Raw genomic sequence first — 19,115 nt, forward strand, 5'->3', positions numbered from 1 at the left:
ATGTCATGCACATGACCTTCTGCGGCTATACGATCTTGGGGTTCGAGTGCGCCCCGCCATGGGGCCACCCATGCGAAATCACCTGCAAAGAAACGGAGTTGGAGATCTTTACCGTACGGCACATCGCCGCCACCACTGCGCTGGTTTCCGCGGCACTGCTTCTGACCGCCTGCACCGACAACGAGAAGAAGGACTCAGCCGGCGGCCAGGACGCCTCGGCGAGCGCCAGCGCCACGCCTGGTGACGGCAAGAAGAACGACGACGGTCAGGACGACCCGAAGAACGAGAACACCACCGCGCCCGCGAGCGCCCGGCCGACGACGCCCAGCGGCGAGAACGGCGGCGACGGCCAGGGCGGCGAATGCGAGATCGTCCAAGACGGACACCAGCTCATGCAGGTCGACCAGGTCGAGGGCGCGGACAACCACGTCATCGCCTATGACGCCACGAGGAGGTGCCACCTCACGAAGCCGGGGACCGGGGCACCGCTGTTCCGTACGCCCGGCGCCAAGGCCCTGCAATACCCCATCAGCGACAAGCTCACGATGAACATCATCACCGGCGACGGCCTCAAGCGGACCGACATCGGAAATGACCTGCATCGCGGCATTTCGCACCTGAAGACCTGCGCGCCGACCCAAGGCTGGCAGCAGCCGAGTGGGGGAGGCGCCAAGGAGTACTGCCACGGCGGGAGCTTCTACGACGTGCAGCTCAAGGAAGGCAAGATCGTCAACATGTACGAGATCGTCAAGTAGATCCCCTTGCGGGAATGACGGAGGTCACCTGCTGGGCCGGGCGGAGGCGGTTCAGCAGGACCTCAGCAGGCCGCAGAGGCCTTAACAGGCGCTAGAACCCGAGCTTGCGCAGCTGCTTGGGATCCCGCTGCCAGTCCTTGGCGACCTTGACGTGCAGATCCAGGAAGACGGGCGTTCCGAGCAGCGCCTCGATGTGCTTGCGGGACTTCGTCCCGACCTCCTTCAGGCGCTTGCCCTTGGGGCCGATGATGATGCCCTTCTGGCTGGGCCGCTCGATATAGACATTCGCGTGGATGTCGAGAAGCGGCTTGTCGGCCGGGCGGTCCTCACGCGGCAGCATTTCCTCCACCACGACGGCGATGGAGTGCGGCAGCTCGTCCCGAACGCCCTCCAGCGCGGCCTCGCGGATCAGCTCGGCGACCATGACCTGCTCGGGCTCGTCGGTGAGATCGCCCTCCGGGTAGAGCGTCGGGCCCTCGGGGAGGAGGGGGACCAGAAGGTCGGCGAGCAGGGACACCTGCTTGTCGCCGACCGCCGACACCGGGATGATCTCGGCCCATTCGATCCCCAGCTCCTTGCCGAGCTGGTCGATGGCGATCAGCTGGGCGGCCAGCGCCTTGGAGTCGACCAGGTCGGTCTTGGTGACGATGGCGACCTTGGGGGTCTTCTTGATACCGGCCAGCTCGGTGGCGATATAGCGGTCGCCGGGGCCGATCTTCTGGTCGGCGGGCAGGCAGAAACCGATGACGTCGACCTCGGCCCAGGTGGTGCGCACGATGTCGTTGAGGCGTTCGCCGAGGAGGGTGCGCGGCTTGTGGAGACCGGGGGTGTCCACGAGGACCAGCTGGGCGTCGGGGCGGTGCACGATGCCGCGCACGGTGTGGCGGGTGGTCTGCGGCCGGTTGGAGGTGATGGCCACCTTGGTGCCGACCAGAGCGTTCGTGAGGGTGGACTTACCCGCGTTCGGACGGCCGACGAAGCAGGCGAAGCCGGCGCGGTGCGGGGCGGAGGAGTCTGTACGGACGCTCATGGCGCCCATTCTCCCTGATCGCCGGGGCCGCGCCGACCACCGCCAGGAGTCAGGCCCCGGGCCCGCCCGCGGGGACGCTGCTGCGCAGGGTGCCGTCCGGGCCCGCCACCAGCACCGGCGTCTCCGGCCCGCCGAGGTCCCGTACCGCCGCCCGGTCCGCGTCGGCGGCCTGCTCGGCCTCGGTGACCACGGCCGCGGCCTCCAGGGAGGTGGCACCGCTGGCCACGGCCATCGCCACGGCCGTCTGCAGCGCGCTGAGCCGCAGCGAGTCCAGGGCGACGGTGCCGGCCACATAGGTGCGGCCGGTCTCGTCCCGTACGGCGGCCCCCTCGGGCACGCCGTTCCGGGCCCGCGCCGAGCGCGCGAGCGTGATGATCTTGCGGTCTTCGGGGTCCAGCGGTGCGGAGTCGGTCATACGGGCGAGCATATGCATTCCCGTTCGGCGGGGTGGGCCGGGGCGGGAGCCGTTGGTGACTCCGGTGGGTGTGCGGGGTCCGGTTCGGGCTGAAGACGGCGGTTGCCCCGCTCCCCTGTGCCGGGGCAACCGCTCTTCAGCCGACGGCGGCCGTCAGACGGCGCCGCCGCAGTCCAGAACGAGGGAGGAGCCGGTGCTCTTGCCGGAATCCTCGTCGACCAGCTTCCCGTCGACCCGCATTTCGCACCTCACCTCCCCCTTGCCGGCGGCTTTCACCGGCGCCACCGCCATACTCGGATAGCGGCCCTTTTCCACCATGACGGTCTTGGACCAGGGCGCCGCGACATTCGCGAATTCCTGCGTGTGCCCAGCGGAACCCGAGATACCGGTCATGGCGATTTTCAGCGGCAGATTCGAGGCCACGGTAAACCGGACGGAAACCCTCCCGGCGCCGCTCCCCGCGGAGTCCTCCGTACGGTCCGGGCCGTCCGAGCTGCCGGAACAACCGGACAGCAGGACCGTCACGGCGGCCACACCCACCGCGACACCGAACGCACGCATTCCCCCGACTTTCCTCTCGTTGTGGTGGCCGGCAGGCATCGCCAACCACCCGAGCGATCTTTCCATGGCCATCGGGCCGGAATCCAGCGTCCCGAAACATGGAGTGCAGAAAAGTTGCAGTGAACTCGGGATCAGTACGAGGGAAGGGGAAGGGGAAGCGGGGGCAGGAAAAGGGGGGTGGGGAAAGGGGTGGGAAAAGAAGGGTCAGTTCCCGGAGCGCTGAGCCCCGGCTTCGCCGCCCGCTGACACACGGACCGGCTCGCACAGCACCGTAATGATCTTGTTGCGGCGGCCGGCCGGGGACTCGGCGGTCAGCCGCAGCGCCTTCAGCTCCGGGCCGTAGGCGTCGTCGGAGAGATCGACCTCGACCGTGGCGCCGGCGATCGGCACCTTGCCCAGGAGCTTGGCGAGCAGTCCGCCGACCGTCTCGACATCCTCGTCGTCCAGCTCGGCCAGGCCGTAGAGCTCGCCGAGGTCGCCGATGTCCAGGCGGGCGGTGACGCGGTAGCGGCCGTCGCCGAGGTCCTCGACGGGCGGCAGCTCGCGGTCGTACTCGTCGGTGATCTCGCCGACGATCTCCTCGAGGATGTCCTCGATGGTGACGATGCCGGCCGTGCCGCCGTATTCGTCGATCACCACGGCGACGTGATTGCGGTCCTGCTGCATCTCGCGCAGCAGATCACCGGCGTTCTTGGTGTCGGGGACGAAGACGGCGGGGCGCATCGCCGACGACACCAGCTCGGTCTCCGCGTCCCGGCTGATGTGCACCTTGCGGGCCAGGTCCTTGAGGTAGACCACGCCGACGACGTCATCCTCGTTTTCGCCGGTCACCGGAATCCGGGAGAAACCGGAGCGCAGCGCGAGGGTCAGCGCCTGGCGGATGGTCTTGAAGCGCTCGACGGACACCAGGTCCGTACGCGGCACCATGACCTCCCGGACGAGGGTGTCGCCGAGCTGGAAGACGGAGTGCACCATCCGGCGCTCCTCGTCCTCGATCAGTGACTCCTTCTCGGCCAGGTCCACCAGGGAGCGCAGCTCGGCCTCGGAGGCGAACGGGCCCTTGCGGAAGCCCTTGCCGGGGGTGAGGGCGTTGCCGATGAGGATCAGCAGCTGCGGGATGGGGCCCATGATGCGGGCCAGCGGCAGCAGGACATAGGCGGCGGCGGTCGCGGTGTTGAGCGGGTGCTGGCGGCCGATGGTGCGCGGTGAGACGCCGACGGCGACGTACGAGACGAGCACCATCACCGCGGTGGCGACCGTCAGCGCCTGCCACGTCCTGTCGAAGGAACGCAGACAGGCATAGGTGACGAGGACGCCGGCGGCCATTTCGCAGCCGACCCGCACCAGCAGCGCGACATTCAGATAGCGGGTGGGGTCGGCGGCGACGGCGGCGAGCTTGGCGCTGCCGCGGCGGCCGGAGCGGACGGCTTCCTCGGCCCGGAAGCTCGTCGTACGGGCCAGCCCCGCCTCGGCGCAGGCGGCGAGCCAGGCGATCACGACGAGCAGGACCGCGACGGCGATCAGCTGGGTGGTCATCGGGGCGTCCGGTCAGGTGATGGTGGGGGCCGGCGAAGGACCGGTCAGGCCCCGCTCGGACCGCCAGCCGTCGATGATCGCCGCCTGGAGGCCGAACATCTCGGCCTTCTCGTCCGGCTCCTCGTGGTCGTAACCGAGGAGGTGGAGCACGCCGTGGACGGTGAGCAGCTGCAGCTCCTCGTCCATGCTGTGCTCCGTCGGGGCCTCGGCGCCCTGCTTCTTGGCGACCTCGGGGCACAGCACGATGTCACCGAGGAGCCCCTGCGGGGGCTCCTCGTCGTCCTTGGCCGGCGGGCGCAGTTCGTCCATCGGGAAGGACATGACATCGGTCGGGCCGGGGAGGTCCATCCACTGCATGTGGAGCTGCTCCATGGCCTCGGCGTCCACGACGATGACGGACAGCTCGGAGAGCGGGTGGATACGCATCCGGGCGATGGCATAGCGGGCGACGTCCAGGACGGCCTGCTCGTCGATGTCCGTTCCGGACTCGTTGTTGACGTCGATCGACATGGGAGGGGTTTCGTCTCGCTTCCGGGTGCTGGGATGCCGCGCCGGTGGCCCGGTGGCTACTGGCCCTCGCGGCCGTTGCGGCTGTCGTACTTCTCGTAGGCGTCGACAATACGGCCGACCAGCTTGTGCCGGACCACGTCCTTGCTGGTGAGCAGGGAGAAATGGACGTCCTCGACGCCGTCCAGGATCTCCCGGACCTGGCGCAGACCGCTCTTGGTGCCGCCGGGGAGGTCGACCTGGGTGACATCGCCGGTGACGACGATCTTCGAGTCGAAGCCGAGGCGGGTGAGGAACATCTTCATCTGCTCGGCGCTGGTGTTCTGCGCCTCGTCGAGAATGATGAAGGCGTCGTTGAGGGTGCGGCCGCGCATGTACGCCAGCGGCGCCACCTCGATCGTGCCCGCCGCCATCAGCCGCGGGATGGAATCGGGGTCGAGCATGTCGTGCAGCGCGTCGTAGAGCGGGCGCAGATACGGGTCGATCTTCTCGTAGAGGGTGCCGGGCAGGAAGCCCAGCCGCTCGCCCGCCTCGACCGCGGGGCGGGTCAGGATGATGCGGTTGACCTGCTTGGCCTGCAGCGCCTGGACGGCCTTGGCCATCGCCAGATACGTCTTGCCGGTGCCGGCCGGGCCGATGCCGAAGACGACGGTGTGCTTGTCGATGGCGTCGACATAGCGCTTCTGGTTGAGGGTCTTGGGGCGGATCGTGCGGCCCCGGTTGGAGAGGATGTTCTGGGTGAGTACCTCGGCGGGAGTCTCGCTGACCGCGCCCCCGCCGTCCTCCGCCGCGCGCAGCATGGCGATGGAGCGTTCCACTGCGTCCTCCGTCATCGGTTGTCCGGTGCGGAGCACCAGCATCATCTCGTCGAACAGGCGCTGGACCAGTGCGACTTCCCTGGCATCGCCGACAGCGCTGACTTCGTTGCCCCGGACATGGATGTCGGTCGCCGGGAAGGCCTTCTCGATCACCCGCAGCAGCGAGTCTCCGGATCCCAGGACCGTCACCATCGGGTGTTTGGCCGGGACGGTGAACTGGGCACTCGCCTGCGGTTGCATGGGTGTCTGCGTCATGGGCCGGCTCAGTAGCCTGCTCAACCCCCATCCTTTGTTCATTCAGAGGTGCCCGCTGCTGGGAACGCGGCGCCTTGGGCCTGACTCTCCTTGGGATACAAGAGTACGACGGGGCACTGACAAGGCCGAAGGCTTTTCCTGCGGCCGGAGAGACGGGGACGGGACGGACCCGCGCCACCCCGCTCAGGCCGGGTGCCGGAAGCCGAGCGTGGGGACGGCGCGGGCCAGCGGGGCGGGCCGGTAGGCGGCGGGCAGGACGTCGTCCAGGAACCCGTACCGGCGGCGCAGCGCGGCCGGCGCCGCCCCGTCAGACATCCGTACCCCCTGCCACCAGGCCGCGATCTCGGCCCAGCCGGGCGCGGCGAGCGAACCGCCGAATTCCTGCACGGACAGCGCGGCGCTCAGCCCCGCGAAGGACAGCCGGTCGGTGAGCGGCCAGTCGGCCAGCGTGCCGGTGACGAAGCCGGCGACGAACACGTCTCCGGCACCGGTGGGGTCCAGCGCCTCCACGGCGATGGCGGAGACCTCGGCGGTCTCGCCGGTGCGGCCGTCCGCGGCGCAGGCGCCCTCCGCGCCCATGGTGACCACCGCGAGCGGGACCCGTTCGGCCAGCCTGCGGGCCGCCGCGCGCGGGCAGTCGGTGCGGGTGTACCGCATCGCCTCCTCGGCGTTGGGCAGGAAGGCCTCGCAGTGTTCGAGGTCGGCGAGGTCGGCGGGGTCCCAGCGGCCGCTGTCGTCCCAGCCGACGTCCGCGAAGATCCGGCTGCCGCGGCCGGCCGCGCAGCCCAGCCAGCCCTCCCGCCGGCCGGGGACCAGCGAGGCGATGCAGGCGCGGGACGGCGGCGGGCAGCCCGGCGCGTGCCCGCCGTCGAAGGCGGACTCGGGCGGCGGCGCCTCATGGCCGTGCGACACCATCGTGCGCTCACCCTCGTACGCCATGGAGACCGTCACCGGGGAGTGCCAGCCGGGGACCGTGCGTGACATCGACAGATCGATGCCCTCGCCCTGCTCGAGCGCCTCCCAGCAGTACTCGCCGTACTTGTCGTCGCCGAACGCCGCCGCCAGAGAGGTGCGCAGCCCCAGCCGGGCCAGCGCGGTGGCCATGTTGGCGACGCCGCCGGGGCTGGAGCCCATGCCGCGGGCCCAGGACTCGGTGCCGCGGACCGGCGCGGAATCCAGGCCGGTGAAGATGATGTCCAGGAAGACCGTGCCGGTCAGATAGACATCGGTGGGCGGATCACCCGCGCGCCGCACCCCGGCCAGCGGGTCGAGGGCCGTCGGCACGGCGGCCGGGCCCGTGGGCGGCTGGACATCGCGTCGGCCACTGCTCACCGCGCTCGCCCCTCTCCTGTCGGCAGGTGCCGCCAGTGTGCCTGATGCTGCGGTACGTTCCGCCTCATGAGGCTCACGATTCTCGGCGGTGGCGGCTTCCGTGTCCCGCTGGTCTACCGCGCGCTGCTGGACGACCCGGCATGTTCCGTCTCCGAGGTGACCCTGTACGACACCGACGCGCGCCGGGTGACGGTGATCGCCGAGGTGCTCGCGCGGCTGGCGCAGGGCCGTCCCGATCCGGTGACCGTACGCGTCGCCCAGGACCTCGACAAGGCCCTGACCGGCGCCGACTTCATCTTCTCCGCGATCCGGGTGGGCGGTACGGCGGGCCGGGTACGCGATGAGCGGATCCCCCTGGCCGAGGGGGTGCTGGGCCAGGAGACGGTCGGCGCGGGCGGGGTCCTGTACGGGCTGCGGACCATCCCGGTGGCGCTGCGCATCGCCGAACGGATCGCGGCCCTCGCCCCGCAGGCCTGGGTCATCAACTTCACCAACCCGGCGGGCATGGTCACCGAGGCGATGTCGCAGGTGCTGGGCGACCGGGTCATCGGAATCTGCGATTCACCTGTGGGGCTGGTGCGGCGGGCGGCCCGTGCGGCCGGCGCGGACCCGGACCGGGTGGCGTACGACTACATCGGTCTCAACCACCTCGGCTGGCTGCGGTCGTTGACGCTCGACGGCGCCGAGCTGCTGCCGCGGCTGCTCGCCGACGAGGCCGCGCTGGGCTCCTTCGAGGAGGGCCGCCTCTTCGGCGCCGACTGGCTGCGCACCCTGGGCGCGCTCCCCAACGAGTATCTGCACTACTACTACTTCCGCCGCGAAACCCTGCGCTCCGTACAGGAGGCGGCCGAAACCCGCGGCGAATTCCTCGACCACCAGCAGGGCGGCTTCTTCGAGCGGGCCGCGGCAGCGGGCGGCCCGGAAGCGGCGTACGAGCTGTGGGAGCGGACCCGGCTCGAGCGCGAGGAGACGTACATGGCGGAGAGCCGGGAGGCGAGCGGGGGCTGGCAGCGCGACGGTCACGACCTGGAGGGCGGCGGCTACGACCGGGTCGCACTGGCCCTGATGCACGCCCTCGCGGACGACCGCGGCACCCGGCTGATCCTCAACGTCCGCAATGGCTCGACGGTGCCTCAGCTGGCGCCGGACGCGATCGTGGAAACGGTGTGCGAGGTGACGTCCCAGGGCGCCCGCCCGCTGCCCTGCGCCCCGCTGCGCGAGGACCAGTTGGGCCTGATGCTGCAGGTCAAGGCGGTGGAACGGGCAGCGGTGGAGGCCGCAACCTTCAAGGACCGCAACGCGGCACTACGGGCGCTGGCCCTGCATCCCCTGGTGGACTCCCCCACGGTGGCCGCCCGCATCCTGGTGCGGGCGGCCGGCTCGGCTGCGCCTTAGGTTTCTCCCCACGTTGTTGTCTGCGGCGCCGCGGTGTCGTCTCGCCGTTGCGCCTGGCGGCGGGCGGGGGTTGTTTGTCGGCAGCGGTGCCGGGCTGTAGCGGCGGAGCCGTGTAAGCCCGGCACCGCTGCCGAACAGCCCCGCGCAGCGGCACCAGCCCGCCGCAGACGCAACGGCGAGAAACAACCGCGGCGCCGCAGACAACAACGTGGGGCCCAGGCAAAGCGCAGCGGACCGGCCTAGCGACCCCCCTCGATCCACTCCTCCAGATGCGGCGCCTCGTCCCCGATGGTCGTCGACTCGCCGTGTCCCGTACGGACCTCGGTCCCCGGCGGCAGGGTCAGCAGCCGGTCCCGGATCGAGTCGATGATCGTCGGGAAGTGCGAGAAGGACCGTCCGGTGGCGCCGGGGCCGCCGCGGAAAAGGGTGTCGCCGGTGAAGACCGTGCCCAGGTCCGGCGCGTGGAGGCAGACCGCGCCCGGTGCGTGCCCCGGGGTGTGCAGCACCGTCAGGTCGACGCCGGCGATGGTCAGCACCTGGCCGTCGGCCAGATAGGCGTCCGGGGCGGTGTCGGGGTGGGTCTGCTTCCACAGCGGCAGGTCGTCGGGGTGCAGATGGATCAGCGCGCCGGTACGGGAGGCCAGCGCCGGGGCGGCGTCGATGTGGTCGTTGTGCGCGTGGGTGCACACGATCGCGCGGAGCGTCCGGCCGGCGAGCGCCTCCAGGATGGCCTCGGCGTCATGCGCCGCGTCGATGACCACGGCCTCGACGTCATCGCCCACGATCCACACGTTGTTGTCGACGTCCCAGGTGCCGCCGTCGAGCGAGAAGGTCCCCGAGGTGACGAGGTGGTCGATACGGGCCGCCATCAGAGCATCACCACCGAGCGAAGGACATCGCCCGCCTGCATCCGCGCGAAGGCCTCCTCGATGTCCTCGATGCCGATCGTCTCGGTGACGAAGGCGGCGAGGTCGATCCGGCCCTGCTGATGCAGATCGATCAGCATCGGGAAGTCGCGGGAGGGCAGGCAGTCGCCGTACCAGGAGGACTTGAGGGCACCGCCGCGCCCGAACACGTCCAGCAGGGGAAGCTCCAGGGTCATCTCGGGGGTGGGGACGCCCACCAGGACGACGGTGCCGGCGAGATCCCGGGCGTAGAAGGCCTGCCGGTACGTCTCCGGACGCCCCACCGCCTCGATGACCACATCCGCTCCGAAGCCACCGGTCAGTTCGCGGATCGCCTCGACGGGGTCGGCGGTGCGGGAGTTGACGGTGTGGGTGGCGCCCATGGAACGGGCGGTCTCCAGCTTCCGGTCGTCGATGTCGACGGCGATGATCCTGGCCGCGCCCGCCAGCCGCGCGCCCACGACGGCGGCGTCCCCCACCCCACCGCAGCCGATGACCGCCACCGAGTCGCCGCGCCCCACGCCTCCGGTGTTGATGGCCGCGCCGATGCCGGCCATCACTCCGCAGCCCAGCAGCCCGGCGACGGCCGGTGCGACCCCGGGGTCGACCTTGGTGCACTGCCCGGCGGCGACCAGCGTCTTGTCGGCGAACGCCCCGATGCCCAGCGCGGGGCTCAGCTCGGTCCCGTCCTTGAGCGTCATCTTCTGCCGCGCGTTGTGTGTGTCGAAGCAGTACTGCGGGCGGCCGCGCAGACAGGCCCGGCACGCTCCGCACACCGCACGCCAGTTGAGGATGACGAAGTCCCCCGGCGCGACATCCGTCACCCCGGCCCCGACCGACTCCACGACCCCGGCCGCCTCGTGCCCCAGCAGAAACGGGAACTCGTCGCTGATCCCGCCCTGCTTGTAGTGCAGGTCGGTGTGGCACACGCCGCACGCCTGGACCTTCACCACGGCCTCACCGGGGCCGGGGTCCGGCACCAGAACCGTCTCCAGCCGGACCGGTTCGTTCTTCCCCGGCGCGATGACGCCACGCACTTCCTGTGCCATTCGGTCAGCCCCTCTCAAAGATCAGGTACGGGACCACTCTGACGTACCGCCACGGAGTGGTGCCATACCGTACGCAGGGCGGGGTGGCCCGCCGGTGCGGAACCGCCTGAATGCGCCGGTCGGGGCCGGCCGTCCGCACGGCCGCGGCGTCGTCGCGGGCACGCCGCGCCCTGCGGAACCCCTCACCCATAAGCCTTTACCATCCTTTGAATCTTCGCGCGTAGATACCGAATTGGCGGCTCTGTTAGATCTACGTGAGTTCCCCTCACGCCCCACCCCCCTTAAGGAGCCGCGCATGCCCCGCATACGCACAGCCCTCTCCCGCCGCGCCCGGCTCGGCGCCGCGACGGTCGCCGCAGTGGTCACCGGCACCGCCCTCTTCGGCGTGGGCCAGGCGACCGCCGAGCACTCGGTCCCGCGCACCGACAAGGAGATCCCCAACCTCACCCAGGTGCAGGACAAGATCAAGGCCTACTACGGCGACACGGTGACGGCCGACGGCCAGCACTACGCCTCGCCGGACAGCAACTACGCCCGCCAGGTCCGCGGCATAGAGGCGAAGGCGCGCCACTATCTGGCCAGGGCCCTCGCGAAGCCCGCCACGCAGTCCGGCAGCGACGCCAAGCCGGCCAAGCCCGCCATCGTCCTGGACATGGACGACACCACCCTGCTCACCTACAACTACGAGCTTCAGGTGGGCTTCCACTTCACCCCGGAGAGCCAGGACAAGTACCTGGCCTCCACCGACATGGACCCGGTCTTCGGCATGAACCGGCTCGTCAACTGGGCGCACGACAAGGGTGCCGAGGTCTTCTTCATCACCGGCCGCAAGGAGGCGCAGCGCGAGTGGAGCGTGCGCAACCTGAAGAACGTCGGTTACGGGGTGCCGCTGGACCGTACCCACGTCTTCCTGAAGAACAAGGAGAACCCGCCCCCGTACCTGCCCTGCGGGGCGGACTGCTCGACCGTCGAGTACAAGTCGGGGACGCGGAAGCACATCGAGTCGCTCGGCTACAACATCGTGGCCAACTTCGGGGACCAGTACACCGATCTGCAGGGCGGCGCCGGGGACCGGACCTTCAAGCTGCCGAACCCGATGTACTACCTGCCGTAGGCGCAGGCCGGGGCCCCGGGGGGATCAGCGCCTCTTGGGGAGGGGCACGCGCATCAGGTCCTGGGCGATGGTGAGTTCGCCGGTGAAGCCCGCTGCGCGTGCCTGCCGCTCGAATTCCTCGGGGTCGGCGTAGCGCTGCGAGAAGTGGGTCAGGACGAGATGGCGCACGTTCGCCTCGACCGCCACACCGGCGGCCTGCCCGGCGGTCAGGTGGCCGTGTTCGACCGCCAGTTGGAGGTCCTCGTCCAGGAAGGTCGACTCGATGACGAGCATGTCCGCGTCCGCCGCCAGCGCATACACCCCCTCGCACAGCCGGGTGTCCATCACGAAGGCGAACTTCTGGCCCCGCCGCAGCTCGCTGACCTCTTCCAGCCGTACGCCGTTCAGCTCGCCGGTGCGCTGCAGGCGGCCGATGTCGGGGCCGGCGATGCCGTGTTCGGCGAGCCGGTCGGGCAGCATCCGGCGGGCGTCCGGCTCCACCAGGCGGTAGCCGTACGACTCGACCGGGTGGGAGAGCTTGTGCGCCTGAAGGGCGTACGACTTCGACCGGTCGAGTTCGCCGTCCTCGGCCACCGGGCGCTGCTTGAGCCGGACCGTCTCGCGGTAGGCGGTGGCGTACCGCAGCCGGTCGAAGAAGCGCTGGCCGCTGGCCGGATAGTGGGCGGTGACGGGGTGCGGCACCCGGTCCAGGTTGATCCGCTGGATCACCCCGGCCAGACCCAGGGAGTGGTCGCCGTGGAAGTGGGTGACGCAGATCCGGTTGAGGTCGTGCGCGGCGACCCCGGCACGCAGCATCTGGCGCTGGGTGCCCTCACCGGGGTCGAAGAGCAGCCCCTGGCCGTCCCACCGCAGCAGATAGCCGTTGTGGTTGCGGTGCCGGGTGGGGACCTGGCTGGCGGTGCCGAGGACGACGAGTTCGCGTACGGACATGGCTCGTTACCCGGGGGGCCACTGGAGGCCACGGCCGCCGAGCACATGCAGGTGGGCGTGGAAGACGGTCTGGCCCGCGCCGGAGCCGGTGTTGAAGACGACCCGGTAGCCCGTGTCCTCGACGTTGTCCTCGGCGGCGACCTCGCGGGACTCGCGCAGTATGTCGGCGATGACCTGCGGTTCGGCGGCGGCGAGTGCCGCGGCGTCCGGGTAGTGCACCTTGGGGATCACCAGGACGTGCGTCGGGGCCTGGGGGTTGATGTCGCGGAAGGCGACGGTGGTCCCGGTCTCGCGGACGATGGTGGCCGGCACCTCCTTCGCCACGATCTTGCAGAACAGGCAGTCGGCCTGCGGTTCTCCCGCCACCGGCGAGCTCCTTACGGGTCGCGCCGCATGCGCCGTACGCACCGGCCGTACGCACCGTGCGTACGGCCTCGGATGCTACCGGGCAACGGCCCGATCACCCGGTTGCAGGGCCCGGGGATCACCAGGGGCTGTCCGGCGGATCAGGACCGGGAAGGCCGCGGCGTCCGGTGCGGTGCCTCGCAAGGCGCGGCCCGATGGCGGAGCTGTCAGGACGTTTCGGCCACGCCGCGAGGTGCCGTGCCAGGCGTCGCGGACCCGGCCGTGATCCGCCGGACAGGCCCTAAGCTGGCCCGGCAGACCGCTTTTCGCCCACAACCGGGAGTTATCCACCATGGCAACCACGCGCACCGCCAAGACCCACTGGGAAGGCAACCTCCTGGAGGGCAAGGGCCAGGTCTCCCTGGCCTCCTCCAACATCGGTACGTACGACGTGAACTGGCCCGCCCGCGCGGAGCAGCCGAACGGCACCACCAGCCCGGAGGAGCTGATCGCGGCGGCCCACTCCTCCTGCTACTCCATGGCCTTCTCGCACGGCCTGGCGGGCAAGGGGTACACCGTCGCGTCCCTGGACACCCAGGCGGATGTCACCTTCCAGCCGGGCGAGGGCATCACCTCCATCGTGCTGACCGTCCGGGCCAGCGTCCCCGGCCTGTCCGAGGAGGACTTCCAGGCGGCCGCCCAGGACGCCAAGGCCAACTGCCCGGTGAGCCAGGCGCTGGCGGGCGTCAAGGACATCCGGCTGGACGCGCAGCTGGTCTGACGCATGGTCAGGTGAATGAGCGGCGGTGCGCCGGCGGGTCCTCGGGGCCGGCCGGCGCACCGCTGCGTTGTCAGTGGGGCGTGCCACGATCGATGGCGTACCGCTGCTCCGCGAAGGGACCGCCCATGACCGACAGCACCCGCTCCGCGCTCTGCCTCGCCCTGAGCCTGGCCGACCCGGAAACCGCCGACGGGCTCGCGGAGCGCCTGCAGGCGGACCTCCCGGCCGTCCTCGCCGACCGGTTCGGGCTGCCGGAGGAGATGACGGAGGAGCTGCTGGGGGCGGATCCGGCGCAGATGCGGGCCGCGCTGGGCATCGATCCCCAGGAGTGGCTCCTGGGGGCGGCGGAGCTGGGCGATCCGGTGGTCGGCCTGGCGCTGTGGCATGCGTGGTACCGCGACGACTCGGGCCACCAGTGGCGCGCGATGGCGGTGATACCGGACCTGCTGGCGACGCTTCTGGAGGCCGCCGATCTCTCGGATCCGCGCTGGTACGAGGACGACGGACTGTTCCAGGAGCTGCACGAGGTGATCTCGGGCCCGCTGCTCGTCGCCGTGCTGACCAGCGGGTTCCTCGGGGTGACGCTCGGTTCCCTCGCGCAGTTCGGGATGCACCTCCCGCCCCCGGCCGTGGTGGACGTCTGCCTCCGTTTCCAGGCGCTGTGGGGCACGGAGGCGTTCTCCCGCTTCCTCGGCCTCCTGGAGGACGTACCGGAGCTGGACACCGGGCATCCCTGGCTGCCGGATCTGCTGCGCAGGACCCTCGAGGCACCGGATCCGGAGGCGTTCCTCAGGGAGCACCGGCCCGCCGGGTGGGAGGACCCGGAGCATCTGCGCGCGATGCTGGAGCTCCGTTACGGCGACAGCCTGCTGGAGTTCCACACCGGCCGCGGCTTCCCCGCCCGACCCGCCGGGCTGGACTGGGGCCTCATACGGCGCGAGCATGAGCGCCGGCCGGTCGGCCTGGTGGAGGGCGAGGAGGAGGAGAGCTCACTGACCGCCGGGCTCCTCCGGCTGATCCAGTGGGAAGGATGCCCCCACGATCTGGTGATGGAGAGCTTCGGGCGGAGGCCCTGGGAGACCGCCGAGTACGCCGACGAGCTGCCCTTCGAGGCGTTCACTCAGCCCATGGAGTATCCCGCGTCCGTGTACGGCCGCACCCTGGGCGACGGCGTCCGTGCGGGCCGCCTGCCCGTGGAGCGGCTGCTGGCCGAGGCGATCCCCGCGGACGACGTGCTGTGGCATCTGCCGGACGACCACGAACCGACCCGCAGAGCGCTCACCGGCCTGGTGGCCCGCCTCGGCACCAACCCCGTCAACTGGCTGACCTGCTACGCCCGGATGCAGCGCGCCCCCACCAGCAGCGTCGCCGAGCTGATCGAGGACGCCGTGCGGACGGACACCCGCAGGAAGCGCTACACCAGCTGGCCGCGGCCGGAGGAGGCACCGGCCTTCGCGCACTTCGTGCCGAGCTCCCGGCGGTCGTTCCTGATGATGTTCCGGTGCGCCTCCGAGGAGGCGCAGCTCGCCGTCGTCCCGTATCTCGACCCGAGGGGCGTGCAGGATTTCCTGATCCACGGTGAGCCGTCCCCGGCGGTCCGCGAGGCGGTGGTGGCCGCCCACGGCCTCCCGGCCCTGGTGACGATGGCCGCCTCCGACGACCTCTCGGCCGAACAGCTGGACTACCTCCGGGATCTCGACGAGCCGGCGGTGAACGCCCTGCTGTTCGGCTGCACCGGCCTCTTCGATACCCCTCTCCTCGAACGGCCCGAGCGGGAAAGGCTGCTGGCCGGACTGCTGGGCAGCGCGGACGGCCGCCCGGTCCCCAGGGAACTGCTCGCGGTCCTGGAGCGACAGCTCCACGGCCGGGACCGCAGCTGGCTGACGGCCTTCATGGAATCCGGTGAGGTGGAGGTGGCCCGCACGATCCTGAACGCACGGCAGCTCCGCATACCGGCCACCCGGCTGCGGCTGCTGGCCGCCGTGTGGGAGCGCGGCGGCCCCGACGCCGTACGGGAGATCCTGGCCATGGACCGCCTCCCGGTCACCCTCCGCCGCCAAACCGAAAAGCTCCTGGACGCCCCGGACGGACTGGAGCGGCTGCGCGGCCGGCTCGCCGAGGAGGACACACCGGACCGGCTCCTGGCGTTCCTCACCAACGCGCCGCGCCGGCCCGGGAAACAGCTGCGGCAGCTCCTCGAAGAGGGCCTGGAGCCGCCGTGGTCCGCGCTGGTCGCGGCGCAGAATGCCGGGACGCTCCCCGCCGGCCTGCTCGGCCCGCTGGCGGAACTCCCCGACTGCCCCCGCGAACTGCTCCTGGCGATGCTGGCGACCGACCCCACGTACGGGAAGAGCGACAGGGACGGGCAGACCGGCTGGGTCCGCGACGCCCTCCGGAGCGCCAGGCTCGCCTCCGACGACATCCTGAGCCATGCGGCCCCCGCCCGCGAAGCCCTCGCTCTTCTGCGGCGTCACACCGGCGACGGCACGGCCGCACCCGACGGGCGGCCGGCGCGGAAGCTCGGCGCGGCCCTGGCCCGGGAGCATCTGGCCGACGACGTCGAGGCCTGGGCCGTGGCGCTCCAGCTGCTGCCGACGTTCGCCGGCACGCTGCCCGAACTCCTCATGGCGGCCGGGGCGGTGACGCACAGACAGCAGTGAGGCCCCGGTCGCCGCGGTCCGTCCGGTGCGGTCCCGGCGTTGTCAGTGGTCCGTGCCACGATCGATGACGTACCGGGTTGACGTACCGGACTGACGTACCGGATGCCGTCGGGCAGACCGCCGTCCGGTTCGTTCGGCCCGGCCCGTCCGTCCCGTCCGTCCCGCCTGTCCTGCTCCGTTCCGTGAAAGGCCCCGCCCGTGACCGACAGCTCCCACTGTGCGCTTCGCCTCGCGCTGAGCCTGGCCGACCCGGCCACCGCCGATGCGCTCGCCGAGCGGCTGCGGCCGGAGCTGCTGGCCGCGCTCGCCTACCGGTTCGGGCTGCCGGAGGAGGCGGTGGAACACCTGGTGGGGGCGGAGCCCGCGCGGATGCGGGCCGCGCTGACCGCGGACCCCGAGGAGTGGCTGATACGGGCGGCGGAGCTCGGCGATCCGACGGTCGGGCGGGCGCTGTGGGAAGCGCGGTACCGGCCCGGCTGGGACATCCCGGTGAGCGCGCGGGATCGGCTGCTGCCGGTCATCCTGAGCGCCGCCGATCCCCGGGACGAGCGCTGGTACGAGGACGGCGGCCTGGTCGAGGCGATCGAGGACGAAGCCGACGCCCCCACCCTCTTCTTCGCCCTGACCAGCGGGTTCCCCCGGCTGATCGGCTATGCCACCGCAATGCTGGGCCCGTATCTCCCGCCGCCGGTCATGCTGGACGCCGCGGCCGCCGTCGCCGAGCTCACCGACGGCAACGGGGTCGCCTCGTTCGTCCGCGGCATCGAGACCATCCCTGAGCTGGGCGATCTGGGACACCCCTGGTTCCTGGACGTGCTGCGGCAGGCCGCGGATGCCCCCGACCCGGTGGCGTTCCTCAGGGAGCGCCGGCCCGCCGGGGAGTGGACCGACCCCGCGCACGTGCGCGCCCTGCTGGCGCTGCGCAGCGGCAACGGCCCCACGGTCCGTCCCGACGGTCTGGACTGGGAGCTGATCCGGCGCGAGCACGAGCGGCTCCCGTTCGGCCAGGAGACCGGCCGCACCCCGGACTTCCGGGTGGGCAGCCGGCTGCTCCGGCTCGTCCGCTGGGAGTGCTGCCCCGCCGACCTGGTCATGGACGGTTTCCGCGAGGCCCCGGAGGACACCGCACGGTCCGCCGAGCTGCCCTTCGAGGCGCTCACCATGCCCTCGAAGGCCAATCGCTGGCGCCTCCTCGCGGACGCCCTCGGGCCCGGCATCCGTGCCGGCCGGCTGTCCGCGGAGCGGGTGCTGGCCGAGGTGACACCGGCGGAGGCGGTGCTGGTCTCGCTGCCGTACGACCACGAACCGACCCGCAAGGCGCTGGCGGACCTGCTCGGCCGGCTGGGCACGGACCCCGTCAACTGGCTGACCTGCTACGCCCGTATCGGGCGCACCGACGGCAGCGTCGCCGACCTGATCGCCGACGCCTGCTCGACAGACACCCGCAGGACGCGCCGCACCAGCTGGCCGCGGCCGTCGGCGGCGCAGTTCCCGGCCTCCCCGCCCGAGAACACCCGGCCGGCGTTTCTGGCCATGTTCCAGTGCGCCTCCGAGGAGGCGCAGATCGCCGTCGTCCCGCACTTCGACGCGCGGGCCGTCCAGCACCTCCTGATCTACGGGGATCCCCCGCCGGCGGTCCGCGAGGCGGCGGTGGCCGCCCACGGCGTGCCGGCGCAGGTGGCGATGGCCGCCGCGCACGGCCTTGGCGACGAGAAGCTGGAGTACCTCCTGGATCTCGACGAACCGGCGGTGGACGCCCTGCTGTTCCACGACCCCGACCTCGACCCGTCGGAGCGGAAGCGGATGCTGGCCGGACGGCTCCGCGGCGGCGGCATCCGCCCGGTCCCCGGGGAACTGCTCGCGGTACTGGACGACCTGAGCGTCAGTCATGACCGCGACTGGCTGCTGGCCGGCCTGGAATCCGGGGACCTCGGCGTGGCCCGCAGGATCGTGGACCGGGTGCGGCTCCATGTGCCCGCGTCCCGGCTGCGGCTGCTGGCCGCCGTGTGGGAGCGCGGCGGCCCCGACGCCGTCCGCGAGATCCTGGCCATGGACCGCCTCCCGGTCACCCTCCGCCGCCAAACCGAAAAGCTCCTGGACGCCCCCGACGGACTGACGCAGCTGCGCGACCGACTCGCCGAGGAGGAGTCCCCGGCCAAGCTGCTGGCATACCTCAGCAGGTCGGCCCTCCATGCCGAGGAGCAGGTGCACCGGCTCCTCGGAGAGGGCCTGGAGCCGCCCTGGTCCGCGCTGGTCGCGGCGCAGAATGCCGGGACGCTTCCCGCCGGCCTGCTCGGCCCGCTGGCGGAACTCCCCGACTGTCCGCGGGGCCTGCTCCTGGCTGCGCTGACGAGCCCCGCCGTGCCCGCGATCGACTGGATCCACGACGCCGTCAAGAGCGGCAAGCTCACCCCTGTGGACATCCTGACCCACAAGGCCCCCGCCCGCGATGCCCTCGGCTCTCTGCGACGCTGCGGCGACAGCGGGCCGGACGCCCCGGGCCTGGAGCCGGTGCGTGAGCGGGCCGCGGGCCTGGCCCGGGAGCATCTGGCCGCGGACGCCGAGGCCTGGGCCGTCTGTCTCCAGCTGCTGCCGACGTTCGCCGGCACGCTGCCCGAACTCCTCGCCACGGCCGGGGCGGTGACCCGCGTTCACCCGTGAACGCGCAGGCCGCAGCGGTCCGGACGGTGCGCCCGCTGCGTTGTCAGTGGCCCGTGTCACGATCGA

General features: G+C 71.3%; 17 protein-coding genes. 6 read left to right on the forward strand and 11 right to left on the reverse strand.

Annotated features, from left to right (window positions below; translation table 11 throughout):
• The first annotated feature begins 11 nt into the window (after positions 1-11).
• A complete protein-coding gene (locus tag ADL29_RS37450) occupies positions 12-755 on the forward strand; it encodes a hypothetical protein (RefSeq protein ID WP_157878671.1) in 744 nt (247 codons plus the stop codon).
• Positions 756-846: 91 nt separating this feature from the next.
• On the opposite strand, the gene era is transcribed toward ADL29_RS37450, so the two are convergent.
• The 7 genes from era to ADL29_RS37485 all read right to left on the reverse strand — a co-directional run bounded on the left by era (position 847) and on the right by ADL29_RS37485 (position 7,209).
• The gene (era, locus tag ADL29_RS37455; protein WP_046928088.1) at positions 847-1,785 is read right to left on the reverse strand and encodes a GTPase Era; all 939 of its coding nucleotides are present in this window, start codon (positions 1,783-1,785) and stop codon (positions 847-849) included.
• 49 nt (positions 1,786-1,834) lie between these two features.
• The gene (locus tag ADL29_RS37460) at positions 1,835-2,200 is read right to left on the reverse strand and encodes a cytidine deaminase (protein ID WP_053928074.1); all 366 of its coding nucleotides are present in this window, start codon (positions 2,198-2,200) and stop codon (positions 1,835-1,837) included.
• Between the two features lie 153 nt (positions 2,201-2,353).
• On the reverse strand, positions 2,354-2,761 hold the full coding sequence (locus tag ADL29_RS37465) for a hypothetical protein (protein WP_053927939.1): 408 nt from the start codon (positions 2,759-2,761) through the stop codon (positions 2,354-2,356).
• Between the two features lie 204 nt (positions 2,762-2,965).
• Positions 2,966-4,297: a hemolysin family protein gene (locus ADL29_RS37470; RefSeq protein WP_053927940.1), complete on the reverse strand. Its 1,332-nt coding sequence runs from the start codon at positions 4,295-4,297 to the stop codon at positions 2,966-2,968.
• A 12-nt stretch (positions 4,298-4,309) separates the two neighbouring features.
• Positions 4,310-4,807 (reverse strand): rRNA maturation RNase YbeY, encoded by a 498-nt coding sequence (gene ybeY / locus ADL29_RS37475; RefSeq protein ID WP_053927941.1) that lies wholly within the window; start codon positions 4,805-4,807, stop codon positions 4,310-4,312.
• A gap of 56 nt (positions 4,808-4,863) precedes the next feature.
• Positions 4,864-5,877, reverse strand: coding sequence for a PhoH family protein (locus tag ADL29_RS37480; protein WP_053927942.1), 1,014 nt, complete (start codon positions 5,875-5,877; stop codon positions 4,864-4,866).
• 183 nt (positions 5,878-6,060) lie between these two features.
• Complete coding sequence (locus tag ADL29_RS37485; protein WP_053927943.1) at positions 6,061-7,209, reverse strand: carbohydrate kinase family protein; 1,149 nt, start codon at positions 7,207-7,209, stop codon at positions 6,061-6,063.
• Positions 7,210-7,275: 66 nt separating this feature from the next.
• Here ADL29_RS37485 and ADL29_RS37490 point away from each other — a divergent pair, with 66 nt between their 5' ends.
• Positions 7,276-8,604 carry a family 4 glycosyl hydrolase gene (locus ADL29_RS37490; protein WP_053927944.1) on the forward strand — a complete coding sequence of 443 codons (1,329 nt, stop codon included), beginning with the start codon at positions 7,276-7,278 and terminating at the stop codon, positions 8,602-8,604.
• 239 nt (positions 8,605-8,843) lie between these two features.
• On the opposite strand, the gene ADL29_RS37495 is transcribed toward ADL29_RS37490, so the two are convergent.
• Together ADL29_RS37495 and ADL29_RS37500 are read right to left on the reverse strand one after the other, a co-directional pair.
• Positions 8,844-9,473 (reverse strand): MBL fold metallo-hydrolase, encoded by a 630-nt coding sequence (locus tag ADL29_RS37495; protein WP_053927945.1) that lies wholly within the window; start codon positions 9,471-9,473, stop codon positions 8,844-8,846.
• A complete protein-coding gene (locus ADL29_RS37500; protein ID WP_053927946.1) occupies positions 9,473-10,558 on the reverse strand; it encodes an S-(hydroxymethyl)mycothiol dehydrogenase in 1,086 nt (361 codons plus the stop codon). The genes ADL29_RS37495 and ADL29_RS37500 overlap by 1 nt, the downstream gene beginning before the upstream one ends.
• A 295-nt stretch (positions 10,559-10,853) precedes the next feature.
• On the opposite strand from ADL29_RS37500, the gene ADL29_RS37510 reads away from it, so the two are divergent.
• Positions 10,854-11,672 carry an HAD family acid phosphatase gene (locus tag ADL29_RS37510; protein ID WP_053927948.1) on the forward strand — a complete coding sequence of 273 codons (819 nt, stop codon included), beginning with the start codon at positions 10,854-10,856 and terminating at the stop codon, positions 11,670-11,672.
• Between the two features lie 24 nt (positions 11,673-11,696).
• Here ADL29_RS37510 and ADL29_RS37515 read toward each other — a convergent pair whose 3' ends face one another.
• Together ADL29_RS37515 and ADL29_RS37520 are read right to left on the reverse strand one after the other, a co-directional pair.
• Complete coding sequence (locus ADL29_RS37515) at positions 11,697-12,602, reverse strand: ribonuclease Z (RefSeq protein ID WP_053927949.1); 906 nt, start codon at positions 12,600-12,602, stop codon at positions 11,697-11,699.
• A 6-nt stretch (positions 12,603-12,608) separates the two neighbouring features.
• A complete protein-coding gene (locus ADL29_RS37520) occupies positions 12,609-12,968 on the reverse strand; it encodes a histidine triad nucleotide-binding protein (protein ID WP_053927950.1) in 360 nt (119 codons plus the stop codon).
• A 331-nt stretch (positions 12,969-13,299) separates the two neighbouring features.
• Between ADL29_RS37520 and ADL29_RS37525 the strand changes: the two genes are divergently transcribed.
• The 3 genes from ADL29_RS37525 to ADL29_RS37535 all read left to right on the forward strand — a co-directional run bounded on the left by ADL29_RS37525 (position 13,300) and on the right by ADL29_RS37535 (position 19,049).
• On the forward strand, positions 13,300-13,728 hold the full coding sequence (locus ADL29_RS37525; RefSeq protein WP_053927951.1) for an OsmC family protein: 429 nt from the start codon (positions 13,300-13,302) through the stop codon (positions 13,726-13,728).
• 125 nt (positions 13,729-13,853) lie between these two features.
• On the forward strand, positions 13,854-16,388 hold the full coding sequence (locus tag ADL29_RS37530; protein ID WP_053927952.1) for a hypothetical protein: 2,535 nt from the start codon (positions 13,854-13,856) through the stop codon (positions 16,386-16,388).
• 198 nt (positions 16,389-16,586) lie between these two features.
• A complete protein-coding gene (locus tag ADL29_RS37535; RefSeq protein WP_053927953.1) occupies positions 16,587-19,049 on the forward strand; it encodes a hypothetical protein in 2,463 nt (820 codons plus the stop codon).
• The last annotated feature ends 66 nt before the right edge of the window (positions 19,050-19,115 follow it).

Origin of the sequence: Streptomyces chattanoogensis, assembly GCF_001294335.1 — a bacterium.
GTDB classification, from domain to species: Bacteria; Actinomycetota; Actinomycetes; order Streptomycetales; family Streptomycetaceae; genus Streptomyces; species Streptomyces chattanoogensis.

Bases quoted from the DNA above. Each gene is read 5' to 3' on its own strand.
- ADL29_RS37490 (WP_053927944.1), top strand. From the start codon at position 7,276: ATGAGGCTCACGATTCTCGGCGGTGGCGGCTTCCGTGTCCCGCTGGTC.
- ADL29_RS37525 (WP_053927951.1), top strand. From the start codon at position 13,300: ATGGCAACCACGCGCACCGCCAAGACCCACTGGGAAGGCAACCTCCTG.
- ADL29_RS37515 (WP_053927949.1), bottom strand. From the start codon at position 12,602: ATGTCCGTACGCGAACTCGTCGTCCTCGGCACCGCCAGCCAGGTCCCC.
- ADL29_RS37510 (WP_053927948.1), top strand. From the start codon at position 10,854: ATGCCCCGCATACGCACAGCCCTCTCCCGCCGCGCCCGGCTCGGCGCC.
- era (WP_046928088.1), bottom strand. From the start codon at position 1,785: ATGAGCGTCCGTACAGACTCCTCCGCCCCGCACCGCGCCGGCTTCGCC.
- ADL29_RS37480 (WP_053927942.1), bottom strand. From the start codon at position 5,877: ATGACGCAGACACCCATGCAACCGCAGGCGAGTGCCCAGTTCACCGTC.
- ADL29_RS37465 (WP_053927939.1), bottom strand. From the start codon at position 2,761: ATGCGTGCGTTCGGTGTCGCGGTGGGTGTGGCCGCCGTGACGGTCCTG.
- ADL29_RS37450 (WP_157878671.1), top strand. From the start codon at position 12: ATGACCTTCTGCGGCTATACGATCTTGGGGTTCGAGTGCGCCCCGCCA.
- ADL29_RS37460 (WP_053928074.1), bottom strand. From the start codon at position 2,200: ATGACCGACTCCGCACCGCTGGACCCCGAAGACCGCAAGATCATCACG.
- ybeY (WP_053927941.1), bottom strand. From the start codon at position 4,807: ATGTCGATCGACGTCAACAACGAGTCCGGAACGGACATCGACGAGCAG.
- ADL29_RS37500 (WP_053927946.1), bottom strand. From the start codon at position 10,558: ATGGCACAGGAAGTGCGTGGCGTCATCGCGCCGGGGAAGAACGAACCG.
- ADL29_RS37470 (WP_053927940.1), bottom strand. From the start codon at position 4,297: ATGACCACCCAGCTGATCGCCGTCGCGGTCCTGCTCGTCGTGATCGCC.
- ADL29_RS37530 (WP_053927952.1), top strand. From the start codon at position 13,854: ATGACCGACAGCACCCGCTCCGCGCTCTGCCTCGCCCTGAGCCTGGCC.
- ADL29_RS37495 (WP_053927945.1), bottom strand. From the start codon at position 9,473: ATGGCGGCCCGTATCGACCACCTCGTCACCTCGGGGACCTTCTCGCTC.